General features: G+C 67.0%; 10 protein-coding genes and 2 riboswitches. Of the genes, 5 read left to right on the top strand and 5 right to left on the bottom strand.

What is annotated here, in order from left to right; translation table 11 throughout:
• The first annotated feature begins 8 nt into the window (after positions 1-8).
• The gene (gene nfuA / locus PMI20_RS21650) at positions 9-593 is read left to right on the top strand and encodes a Fe-S biogenesis protein NfuA (RefSeq protein WP_007921862.1); all 585 of its coding nucleotides are present in this window, start codon (positions 9-11) and stop codon (positions 591-593) included.
• Between the two features lie 98 nt (positions 594-691).
• Here nfuA and cobM read toward each other — a convergent pair whose 3' ends face one another.
• From cobM to PMI20_RS21630, 4 genes are all read right to left on the bottom strand, one after another.
• A complete protein-coding gene (cobM, locus tag PMI20_RS21645; protein ID WP_007921863.1) occupies positions 692-1,438 on the bottom strand; it encodes a precorrin-4 C(11)-methyltransferase in 747 nt (248 codons plus the stop codon).
• A gap of 81 nt (positions 1,439-1,519) precedes the next feature.
• A complete protein-coding gene (locus PMI20_RS21640) occupies positions 1,520-1,933 on the bottom strand; it encodes a cobalamin biosynthesis protein (RefSeq protein ID WP_007921864.1) in 414 nt (137 codons plus the stop codon).
• The gene (locus PMI20_RS21635) at positions 1,930-2,637 is read right to left on the bottom strand and encodes a CbtA family protein (RefSeq protein WP_007921865.1); all 708 of its coding nucleotides are present in this window, start codon (positions 2,635-2,637) and stop codon (positions 1,930-1,932) included. Before PMI20_RS21635 ends, PMI20_RS21640 begins: the two co-directional genes overlap by 4 nt.
• A gap of 11 nt (positions 2,638-2,648) precedes the next feature.
• On the bottom strand, positions 2,649-2,837 hold the full coding sequence (locus PMI20_RS21630; protein WP_007921866.1) for a CbtB domain-containing protein: 189 nt from the start codon (positions 2,835-2,837) through the stop codon (positions 2,649-2,651).
• 98 nt (positions 2,838-2,935) lie between these two features.
• Positions 2,936-3,157, bottom strand: a riboswitch (cobalamin riboswitch).
• A 105-nt stretch (positions 3,158-3,262) separates the two neighbouring features.
• Positions 3,263-3,461, top strand: a riboswitch (cobalamin riboswitch).
• Between the two features lie 96 nt (positions 3,462-3,557).
• Between PMI20_RS21630 and cobW the strand changes: the two genes are divergently transcribed.
• From cobW to PMI20_RS21610, 4 genes are all read left to right on the top strand, one after another.
• Positions 3,558-4,625 (top strand): cobalamin biosynthesis protein CobW, encoded by a 1,068-nt coding sequence (cobW, locus tag PMI20_RS21625; RefSeq protein ID WP_007921868.1) that lies wholly within the window; start codon positions 3,558-3,560, stop codon positions 4,623-4,625.
• A gap of 3 nt (positions 4,626-4,628) precedes the next feature.
• Positions 4,629-8,402, top strand: coding sequence for a cobaltochelatase subunit CobN (gene cobN / locus PMI20_RS21620; protein WP_284169185.1), 3,774 nt, complete (start codon positions 4,629-4,631; stop codon positions 8,400-8,402).
• A 177-nt stretch (positions 8,403-8,579) separates the two neighbouring features.
• A complete protein-coding gene (locus tag PMI20_RS21615) occupies positions 8,580-9,587 on the top strand; it encodes a magnesium chelatase ATPase subunit I (protein WP_007930467.1) in 1,008 nt (335 codons plus the stop codon).
• Positions 9,588-9,640: 53 nt separating this feature from the next.
• Positions 9,641-10,261: a vWA domain-containing protein gene (locus PMI20_RS21610; protein WP_007930469.1), complete on the top strand. Its 621-nt coding sequence runs from the start codon at positions 9,641-9,643 to the stop codon at positions 10,259-10,261.
• Between the two features lie 104 nt (positions 10,262-10,365).
• Here the strand turns inward: PMI20_RS21610 and PMI20_RS21605 are convergent, their stop codons facing one another.
• Complete coding sequence (locus PMI20_RS21605) at positions 10,366-11,589, bottom strand: NADH:flavin oxidoreductase/NADH oxidase family protein (protein ID WP_007930472.1); 1,224 nt, start codon at positions 11,587-11,589, stop codon at positions 10,366-10,368.
• Between the last annotated feature and the right edge of the window lie 26 nt (positions 11,590-11,615).

The following is an 11,615-nucleotide window of genomic DNA, read 5'->3' as shown; positions in this document are numbered from 1 at the left end:
GAATTTCCATGACCGCTATTACCATTACCGACGCCGCCCACGATTATCTGGCTGATCTGCTCTCCAAGCAGAACACCCCGGGCATTGGCATCCGCATCTTTATCACCCAGCCAGGGACTCAGTACGCCGAGACCTGCATTGCCTATTGCAAGCCGGGTGAAGAAAAGCCCGAAGACAAAGCCCTGGGGCTGAAGAGCTTCACCGCCTACATCGACGCCTTCAGCGAAGGTTTCCTCGATGACGCGGTGGTCGACTACGCCACCGACCGCATGGGCGGCCAGCTGACCATCAAGGCACCCAACGCCAAGGTGCCGATGGTCAACGCCGACAGCCCGGTCAACGAGCGCATCAACTACTACCTGCAAACCGAGATCAACCCGGGGCTGGCCAGCCACGGCGGCCAGGTCAGCCTGATCGATGTGGTCGAGGACGGCATCGCCGTGCTGCAGTTCGGTGGTGGTTGCCAAGGCTGCGGCCAGGCCGACGTGACCTTGAAGGAAGGCATCGAGCGCACCCTGCTCGAGCGCATTCCCGAGCTCAAGGGAGTACGTGACGTCACCGACCACACGCAGAAAGAAAACGCCTACTACTAAGGCGTTCGCTGCGAACATGAAAAACGGCGCCCCGTGAGCGCCGTTTTTTTATGCCCATTATTCCAGGTGTCTTGCGGCGCCTTGCTCGCGATACACCCTCAAGGCCGATACAAATGCGCATGCCCCGCGCGATACAACGACGACTCACTGAAACTGTCCGTGGCCAGCACCCGGCCCACCAGGATCAGCGCCGTGCGCCGAAAACCCTTGGCCTGGACCTTTTCGGCGATGTCCGCCAGGGTGCCCAGCACCCAGTCCTGATCCGGCCAGGTCGCCCGGTGCACCACGGCAATCGGGCAGTCGGCGCCGTAGTAGGGCAGCAGCTCGGCGACAATCTTTTCCAGGTGGTTGACCCCCAGGTGAATCGCCATGGTGGTGCCGTGGGCGGCCAGGCTGGCGAATGCCTCGCCGGCGGGCATCGAGGTCTTGTCGGCATAACGGGTCAGGATCACGCTCTGGGCGACGTCCGGCAGGGTCAGTTCGGCCCCCAGCAAGGCCGCGCAGGCCGCGGTGGCGGTCACGCCGGGGATGATCTCGAAGGGGATGCCCAGCTCGCGCAGACAGCGAATCTGCTCGCCGATGGCGCCGTACAGGCTCGGGTCGCCGGAATGTACCCGGGCCACGTCCTGGCCTTTGCCATGGGCGTCCTTGATCAGCTCGATGATCTGCTCCAGGTGCAGCTCGGCGCTGTTGACCAGCTGTTCGGCGCGATGGCCCTGGAGCACCGCTTCGGGCACCAGGGAGCCGGCATAGATAATGACCGGGCAGCTGTGGATCAGCCGCTGGCCCTTGACGGTGATCAGTTCCGGGTCGCCGGGACCTGCGCCGATAAAAAAGACGGTCATGGCGTTCTCCTGTGAAAAAAGGGGCGAGGCAACCTCACAGATGAAGATTGCTCATGATCAGTGGCGGGGATTATCGAAGATTTACCCGGAGCAGGCCAAGGCGAGGGTTGCCTGGGCGTATTTCTGCCGTGGGACCAGCAGCTTTGCCGGGCTTCGGGCCAGCTGTTCGGCCAGGGCCAGGGCGGCGCTTTCGGCGACGCCGTAACAGCCGGTGCGTTCGTAGGCGATCTGCGAACGATGGCTGAGTTGCAGCACATAAGGCGTCAGCTGGTTACTGCTGAAACAGGTCAGGGGCAAGTCCAGTTGCGCGGCCAGGGCCAGCAGCCCGGGCTCCTCGCGTTTCAGGTCGATGCTGGCCAGGGCCTTGATCTGCCCGGGGTCGATGCGGTGGGTGCTCAGGGTCTGGTCGAGCAGGGCGCGCAAGGTCTCCACCGGGCAGCCCCGCTGGCAGCCCAGGCCGACCACCAGGGTCGGCGCTGTGCTGGCCTGCGTCATGCCGAGTACTGATCGTCGCTCTTGCGGCGGAACAGCCAGGCGCTGATCAGGCCCAGGGCCAGCCAGAACGCGGCGTTGGTCAGCTGCGAAGCGATCTTGAACTGCGCCTCCAACTCCTCCGGGGCGAGCATCGAATGCACTTGCGGCTGTGGCGCGCCGATGAGGTGCGGCACGGCGAGGATGGCCACGCCCAGCGCTTTCAGCAGCCAGTTCCGGGCGAAGACGATCAGGGCAATGCCGACCGCGGTGGAAGCGGCGGTACCGACCCACCAGACCTGCCGTTGCGCCAGGTCCGCGGCGGCGGTGCCCGGCAGTTCGGGCGGCAGGCCGAGGGTCGGCGCCAGGCAGAAAGTGGCATAACCGGCCAGGCCCCAGAGCAGGCCCTGGGAAGTACGGTTCGGCGCGCGCAGGGTGTAGAGACCGGCGAGCATCAGGGCGAACCCCACGGCGACCACCAGGTTGCCGCCGGTGGTGGACAGCACGCGCTGCCAGCCGTCTTCCGGCTCCCAGGCTTCGGCGTCGTGGCTGTGGGCAGCGGTGCCGGCGGCATGCTCATGCGCTTCTTCATGCTGGGTGGCCGGGGCCTTCTCATAGGTTTCCGCCTCCAGGATCAGCGGCGCGACCCAGAAGCTTTGCAGCAGGGTCAGCAACAGGGCCGCCAGCAACCCGGTGAACCCCGCGGTTTGCGCGATACGCTTGATCATGTCGGCAGGTCTCAGTGGCAAGGGAAGGCGGCGCTGTGACGGGTATCGTGGGCGGCGTTGTGCACCGCTTCGATATGGGAGAAGCCGGCGAAATACACAAGGCACGCACCGAGGATCGAGGCGCCGATGGCGGCGACCAGGCGTTGGCTCAGGGTGGCGGTACTGCTGCTGGAATGGCTGGTGCTGCTGATGATCGACATGGCGCTTCCCTCTGGTGTGTCAGCGGGTGAATCGAGCGCAGCAAAACCCCGCGAGACGGGCTCGCGGGGAATTAACAGCGCCCGCCCACCGCGGGTTTGTTATGACTGTGTAGCGGGCCGGTCTCCGGGCTCGCGAGGGGCGGGGCTTGCGCCACGCCTGCAAGAATCGCCTTCCCATGCCGGACTGCTGGCACAGTGGATCTGATTCTTCGCTCGCTTACCGTTGCGGGGGCAGCACCGGACTGATCAAGGCTTTTGGCCTGTGACGCACCGGTTTCCCGTTTCACCCTGTGAAGGGCACCCGTAACAAGGTGTGTAGGAGAGCATGGGCGAGGGAGGGGCGTCAATTGGCAAGGGTTCTCGTTTTCGATCGCAATTGGCCTGTCCTCGCGCTGCATGGACATTGACCGCCCCCCAAGCTCTGCGTAGCCTTGCGCTTTCGAGGTTCTTCGGCGTCTGTCGAAGCTAAGAAGGGAACGCGGTCTAAGCCGCGGCTGCCCCCGCAACTGTAAACGGTGATGAACGATGCAAGGCCACTGCCAGGCGGCGGGAAGGCGCATCGTTGGCCAGTCGAACGACCGGCACGCCGTCAGCCAGGAGACCTGCCTCGGACCTGATTCTCACTACAACCGGGCGGGGTGATCCGGTGGCGAACCCTTCCGTGCAGTTGCCTGCGCGGCTCTCGTCCCGTATGCCCGCCACCTTGCCAAAGGGCATCCGATGAAAACACTGGCCAAACTTCCCGTCACCATCGTTACCGGCTTCCTCGGCTCGGGAAAAACCACCTTGCTGCGGCACATGCTGGACAACGCCCAGGGTCGACGCATCGCGGTGATCGTCAACGAGTTCGGCGAGCTGGGCATCGACGGCGAGATCCTCAAGCAGTGTTCCATCGGTTGCACCGAGGAAGAAGCCAGCGGTCGCGTCTTTGAGCTGGCCAACGGCTGCCTGTGCTGCACCGTGCAGGAAGAGTTCTTCCCGGTGATGCGCGAGCTGGTGGCCCGTCGCGGCGACCTCGACCATATCCTCATCGAAACCTCCGGCCTGGCCCTGCCCAAACCTTTGGTCCAGGCTTTCCAGTGGCCGGAAATCCGCAGCGCCTGCACCGTCGACGCGGTGATCACCGTGGTCGATAGCCCGGCCGTGGCCGCCGGTACCTTTGCCGCCTTCCCGGACCAGGTCGACGCCCAGCGCAAGCTCGACCCCAACCTCGACCATGAGTCGCCGCTGCATGAGCTGTTCGCCGACCAGCTGTCCAGCGCCGACCTGGTGATCCTCAACAAGGCCGACCTGATCAGCCCGGCAGACCTGGCCAAGGTGCGCCTGGAAGTGGCCGAGGAGCTGCCGCCGGCGGTGAAAGTCATCGAAGCCAGCAGCGGTCGCCTGCCGCTGGACGTGCTGCTGGGCCTGGGCAACGGCTCGGAAGAACACATCGACGGCCGCCACAGCCATCATGACCATCACCACGATGGCGACGATCATGATGATCATGACCACGACGCCTTCGATTCCATCTCCATCGAGCTGCCCCAGGCCGACGAAAGCCTGCTGCTGGACGCCCTGACCCAACTGGTGGTGCAGCACGGAATCCTGCGGGTCAAGGGCTTCGCAGCGATCCCCAACAAACCGATGCGCCTGTTGATCCAGGGCGTGGGCACGCGTTTCGACAAGCACTTCGACCGCCAGTGGGGCGCCGACGAAGCCCGTACCACGCGCCTGGTGCTGATCGGCCAGGAACTGGACGCGACCCTGCTCGAAGCGCAATTGCGCGCCGCGCTTAGCGTGTAAGTCATGCACCTGCTCAGGACCCAGCCCGGCGGTTTCGTGTCGGATGACAACATTGCCGACCTTGGACAGACCCCCGCCGAACTGGTGATCCTGTGCAGCGGCGACTCCAGCCTGGCGCTGCTGGCCGAAGCGGCGCAGCAACTGCCGGAGGATTACCCGAGCTTTCGCCTGGCCAACCCGATGCAGGTGCAGAACCATGCCTCGGTCGACCTGTATGTCGACCAGGTGCTGCGCCACGCCAAGGTGATCCTGATTTCCCTGCACGGTGGCATCGCCTATTGGCGTTATGGCATCGAGCAACTGGTGCAGCTGGCGCAGCGCGGCGTGCAGTTGATCCTGGTGCCGGGCGACGATCGTCCGGACCCGGAGCTGAGCGACCTGAGCACGGTGCCCGCCGCCGACCGCGAGCGCCTCTGGCACTTCCTGCGCCAGGGCGGCATGGGCAATGCGCTGAACCTGTACCGCTGCCTGGCCAGTGGCTGGCTGGGGCGCGATTACCACTGGTCCGAGCCGCAGACCCTGCCGCGCACGGCGATCTACCACCCGCACAAAAGCAGCGCCGCCCTCAGCGACTGGCACGCCGATTGGCGGGCCGGCCAGCCGGTGGCGGCGCTGCTGTTCTACCGCTCGCATTTGCAGGCGGCCAACACCGCCTTTATCGATGAGTTCTGCCGGCGCTTGTTGGCGGCGGGTCTGAACCCGTTGCCGATAGCCCTGGCCAGCCTGAAAGAGCCCGGTTGCCTGGCGGTGGTCGAGGAGCTGCTGGATGAAGTCGAGGCCGGGGTGATCCTCAACACCACCGGCTTTGCCCAGTCCAGCCCGGAGGCGCCGCACCTGCAGCCGTTCCGCCGCGATATCCCGGTGATCCAGGCCATCTGCGCCCAGGACAACGAACCCGGCTGGCGCGCCAGCGAGCAGGGCCTGGGCCCGCGGGACCTGGCGATGCACATTGCCTTGCCGGAACTGGACGGGCGCATCATCAGCCGGCCCATCAGCTTCAAGGACCTGGCCTGGCGCAGCGAGCGCAGCCAGTCGGACGTGGTCTGCTATCGCTCCGCCCCCGAGCGCATGGATTTTGTCGCCGAACTGGCGCGGCGCTGGGTTGATCTGGCCCAGCTGCCGAATGCTGAAAAACGCATCGCCCTGATCCTCGCCAACTACCCGACCCGCGACGGCCGTATCGGTAATGGCGTGGGCCTGGATACGCCGGCGGCGGCGTTGAATATCCTGCGCGCGCTGCACGTCGAGGGTTATCCGTTGCCGGCCGAGTTGCCGGACAACGGTACGGCGCTGATCCAGCAACTGCTCGGTGGCGTCAGCAATGACCTGGACAGCCTCGACCTGCGCCCGTGCCAGCAAAGCCTGGCGCTGGAGGAGTACCAGGCCATGTTCGACGCGCTGCCCGAAGCCAACCGCCTGGCGGTGACGGAACGTTGGGGCGGGCCGCAAAACGACCCGATGTTCCGCGGCGGGCGGCTGATGATCGCCGGCCTGCGTTTTGGCCTGACCTTTGTCGGCATCCAGCCGGCGCGCGGTTATCAGGTCGATCCGAGCGCGGTCTATCACGACCCGGACCTGGTGCCGCCCCACGGGTACCTGGCGTTCTACTTCTGGCTGCGCCAGACCTACGGCGCCCACGGGCTGATCCACGTTGGCAAGCACGGCAACCTGGAGTGGCTGCCGGGCAAGGGCGTCGGCCTGTCCGAAAGCTGCTGGCCGGACGTGCTGCTGGGGCCGCTGCCGAATATCTATCCGTTCATCGTCAACGACCCGGGCGAGGGCGCCCAGGCCAAGCGCCGGACCCAGGCGGTGATCATCGACCACCTGATGCCGCCGCTGACCCGCGCCGAAACCTACGGCCCGCTGCGCGACCTGGAACTGCTGGCCGACGAGTACTACGAAGCCCAGTTGCTCGATCCGCGCCGCGCCCGCGAGTTGCAGAAGGACATTCTCAAACTGGTGCGGGTGACCCGGATCGACCGTGAACTGCAACTGGACGGGCAGCTCGACGGCGAGGCCGACGCGGCGCTGTGGCTGCCGCGCCTGGACACCTACCTGTGCGACCTGAAGGAGTCGCAGATCCGCGATGGCCTGCATGTGTTCGGCGAATCGCCCGTGGGCCGTCTGCGTATCGACACCTTGCTGGCCTTGCTGCGCATTCCCCGTGGCGATGGCCGGGGCGCGCAGTCGAGCCTGTTGCGGGCCCTGGCCAAGGCCTTCGAGCTGGGCTTCGATCCGCTGGACTGCGCCTTGGCCGAACCCTGGAGCGGGCGCCGGCCACAGTTATTGCAGGACCTCAGCGAGCAGCTGTGGCGCACTGCCGGCGATACCCGCGAACGCCTGGAACTGTTTGCCGGGCGCTTGATAGAAGCGGCCTTGGCCGGTGAGGTCGAGCAACTGAACGAGCCCGGCTGGAGCGAGGTCAAGGCGATCATCGACAGCCTGCGCGAAGTAGTGGCGCCGCGCCTGGATGCCTGCGGCCCGGCGGAAATGCGTGGCTTGCTGGATGCCCTGGGCGGGCGTTTCGTGCCGGCCGGGCCCAGCGGCGCACCGAGTCGTGGACGCCTGGACGTGCTGCCCACCGGGCGCAACTTCTACTCGGTGGACGTGCGCAACCTGCCGACCACCACCGCCTGGCGCATCGGTTTCCAGTCGGCCAACCTGATCCTCGAACGGCACCTGCAGGACCATGGCGACCACCTGCGCCAACTAGGCCTGTCGGTGTGGGGCACGGCGACCATGCGCACCGGCGGCGACGATATCGCCCAGGCCATGGCGCTGATGGGCGTGCGCCCGGTGTGGGCCACCGGCAGCCAGCGGGTCGACGACTTCGAGATCCTGCCGCTGAGCCTGCTGGACCGCCCGCGGGTGGACGTGACCCTGCGGGTGTCCGGGTTCTTCCGCGATGCCTTCGCCAACCTGATCCGCCTGTTCGACGCCGCGGTGCAGGCGGTGGCCGCGCTGGACGAGCCGGACGACCTCAACCCGCTGGCGGCCAAGGTCCGCGCCGAGCGTGAAGCGTTGCTGCAGTCCGGTCTCGATGCCGAGGCCGCGCAGCGCCAGGCCGGCTGGCGGATCTTCGGCGCCAAGCCCGGGGCCTATGGCGCGGGCGTGCAGGGCGCTATCGACGCTCGCTTGTGGCAGAGCCGCGAGGACCTGGCCGAGGTCTACCTGAACTGGGGCGGCTACGCCTATGGCGGCGCCGACGAAGGCACCGCGGCCCGTGGCCAGTTCGCCCAGCGCCTGAGCCAGGTGCAGGCGGTGCTGCAGAACCAGGACAACCGCGAGCATGACCTTCTGGATTCCAACGACTACTACCAGTTCCAGGGCGGCATGCTCGCGGCGGTGGAAAGCCTCAGCGGCGAAAAGGCCGCCAGCTACCACGGCGACCACAGCCAGCCGGACCTGCCGAAGATCCGCAGCCTCAAGGAAGAGCTGAACCGGGTGATCCGCTCCCGCGCAGCCAACCCGAAGTGGATCGAAGGGGTGAAGCGCCACGGCTACAAGGGCGCCTTTGAAATGGCCGCCACCGTGGATAATCTGTTCGCCTTCGACGCCACCACCGAACTGATCGACGATCACCAGTACGCCTTGCTGGCCGACGCCTATCTGCTGGACCCGGCGACCCGCGAATTCATCCGGCAGCACAACCCCCATGCGTTGCGCGACATGACCGAGCGCCTGCTCGAAGCCCAGCAGCGCGGGATGTGGCAGGCGCCCGGCGAGTACCGCGAGGCCCTGGAAAACCTGCTGCTGGATATCGAAGAAGATGGCTGACGCCCCTGTAGCCGCTGCCGCAGGCTGCGATCGGGTCCGCAGGGCCCGCTGGGGCAGGCGAAGCGGCCCGTCAGATAGCAATGCGTCGTCTGTTTTATGCCGACTGCGTCGTCAATCGCAACTTGCGGCAGCGGCTACACCGATTGATGTTCGTGCATCCCTTTACCGAGAACCGACATGAGCGATACCCCACATTTCCCGCTGTCCGCCGTGGTCGGCGCCGATGACCTGAAACTGGCGCTGTGCCTGACGGCCATCGACCCGAAAATCGGCGGGGTGTTGATCGAAGGCCCGCGGGGCATGGCCAAGTCCACACTGGCCCGCGGCCTGGCGGACCTGCTGGCCAGCGGGCAGTTCGTCACCTTGCCTCTGGGCGCGACCGAAGAGCGCCTGGTCGGCACCCTGGACCTGGACGCGGCGCTGGGCGAAGGCCGGGCGCAGTTTTCCCCGGGCGTGCTGGCCAAGGCCGATGGCGGGGTGCTCTACGTCGACGAGGTGAACCTGCTGCCGGACCATCTGGTGGACCTGCTGCTGGACGTGGCCGCCAGCGGCACCAACCTGATCGAGCGCGACGGTATTTCCCACCGGCATTCGGCCCGGTTCGTGCTGATCGGCACCATGAACCCGGAGGAGGGCGAGCTGCGCCCGCAACTGCTGGACCGCTTTGGCCTGAATGTCGCCCTGAGCGGCCAGACGCCGCCCACTGAACGGGGGCAGATCATTCGCCGGCGGCTGGATTTCGACAGCGACCCCCAGGGCTTCTGCCAGCAGTGGGCCGCCGAGCAGGAGGCGCTGCGCCAACGCTGCCAGCAGGCGCGGGGGTTGCTGGCGGAGATTGCCCTGGACGATCGAGCGCTGGAGCGGATCACCGAGCGCTGTTTCGCCGCCGGTGTCGACGGCCTGCGCGCGGACCTGGTATGGCTGCGTGCCGCCCGCGCCCATGCGGCCTGGCGCGGTGCCCGGGCCATCGAGGAGCAGGACATAGACGCCGTGGCCGAATTCGCCCTGCGCCATCGCCGTCGTGACCACCCGCCGAGCGCGGCCCATCAGCCGCAGCCATCTCCCGCGCCATCCCCGGCCCAATCCAGCCCCGCCGAAGGCCAGGGCCAATGGGGCGAGCTGCCGGCCCAGGCGCTGGCCACCGGCGCCCGGCGTGAAGTGCCGGGCTGGCCAAAAAAGCCCTAGGCATTCGCCCCCGGTCCGACGCGGGGGCGAATGCCAAGTCCCGCGCCGGGCGGTTGGACAAGGGCAGGCAAGGCCGCGCGCGCGCGGCCGTCCATGGCTCGATCAACTGGCCGGGCACCTTGCTCAACGGCCGGCCCCGCCAGCGTGACGATCTGTTGTGGCACCTGCGCAGCCGTTCGCCCCATGAGCTGTGGCTGGTGATCGTCGATGCCTCGGCCTCGACCCGCCGCCATCAGGCGCTGAGCGATGCCAAGGGCCTGCTGGCCCAGCTGTTTGACGATGCCTACCGGCAGCGCGCGCGCCTGGCCTTGCTGACCGCCAGCGGCCGCGCGCCGAACTGGCAGGTGCAGGGCCTGAAGGCCTCGAAGGATCTGCGCGACTGGCTCGACGGGCTGGGAGCAGGCGGCGGCACGCCGTTGCTGGCGGCCTTGGCCGAGGCAGGGCGGTGGCTGCTGTCCCGGCAGAAACGTTACCCGGCCGAGCAGCAGCGGGTGCTGCTGCTCACCGATGGCCGGCTGAAAAGCCTGACTCCCCTGGCGCGCCTGGGTTGCCCGACCCTGTTGGTCGATATCGAACGCGGGCCGATCCGCCTCGGCCGCGCCCGCGAACTGGCGCAGCAACTCAACGCGCAGTACCAGCATATCGACGACCCTTCGCAGCCCCAGCTTCCGTAGGAGCGAGGCTTGCCCGCGATAGCGCTGCACCTGACCCAGCGCAGCGCTTGCATCGTGCGCAAGCTGCGCTCCTACAGGTTCGGCGGTGCCCACGATTATCGTATTTACTTGGCCATTTCCTGTCGGTACTGGCGCGTGCGCCTGGCGCTGTTCAACTGGTCGAGCAGCAGCGCCAGCCAAGGGCGTACTTGAGGTTTGGGCGCGCGCCCGCGACTCAGGCGATGCATCTGCAGGCGGACGATGGCCATGGTCGCCAGGGAGGCCAGGGGCTTGCGTTTCCAGCGTAGCGGCGGCAGTTGCGGATGGCTGTGCTGGCCGCTGCGCCAGAGCCGGGGCAGGGCTGGCTCGAGGGCCAGGGCGGTGGCGATGCCGGCCATCGCGATACCGCTGTCCAGCACTTGCTGCACCACCGGCAGGCGGCGGATGCCGCCGGTGACCATCACCGGCATCCGCGCCACGGGCGCCAGTTCGCTGGCCATTTCGATGAAGTAGGCTTCGCGCGCCAGGGTCCGGCCGTCGCGCACCTCGCCCTGCATGGCCGGGGACTCGTAGCTGCCGCCGGACAGCTCCAGCAGGTCCACCGGCAGGCCGTTGAGCATCTCGATGACCTGGTGCGCGTCCCCGGCATCGAAGCCGCCGCGCTGGAAGTCGGCGGAGTTGAGCTTGACCGAGACACAGAACGTGGCCGAAACCCTCTCCCGTACCGCCTTGATCACCTCTACCAGCAGACGCGCGCGGTTCTCCAGCGAGCCGCCCCATTGATCGGTGCGGCGATTGGTCAGGGGCGAGAGGAACTGGCTGATCAGGTAGCCGTGGGCGGCATGGATCTGCACCCCGGAAAAACCGGCCTGTTCGGCCAGCCAGGCACTGTTGGCGAAGCGCTGGATGATCTCGGCGATGTCCTCTTCGCTCATGGGCCTGGGTTCGGCGAACATTTTCGAGAACTGCCCCATGTCCAGGGCCACCGCCGATGGCGCCAGGGCCTGCTGGCCGAGGTTGGCCATGGTCTGGCGCCCGGGGTGATTGAGCTGCATCCAGAACTGCGCGCCCTTGGCACGACCGGCACGGGCCCACTGGCGGAACTGCTCCAGGTGCTGCTGGTCTTCCAGGGCCACGCCGCCGGGGCCGGTCATCGCGCGGCGGTCGATCATCACGTTGCCGGTCAGGATCAGCCCGGCCTCACCCTCGGCCCAGGTCTGGTAGAGCCGGATCAAAGCCGCGGAGGGTGCCTGCCGGCGGTCGGCGAGGTTCTCCTCCATCGCCGCCTTGGCGATGCGATTGCCGATCGTCTGGCCGTTGGGCAAATTCAAGGCTTGAAAGGGTGACATGCTTGACTCCTCATCAGTGGAGGCCT

The organism is Pseudomonas sp. GM17 (assembly GCF_000282175.2).
Lineage (GTDB): Bacteria > Pseudomonadota > Gammaproteobacteria > Pseudomonadales > Pseudomonadaceae > Aquipseudomonas > Aquipseudomonas chlororaphis.
This window is presented reverse-complemented; position numbering and strand designations above follow the sequence as displayed.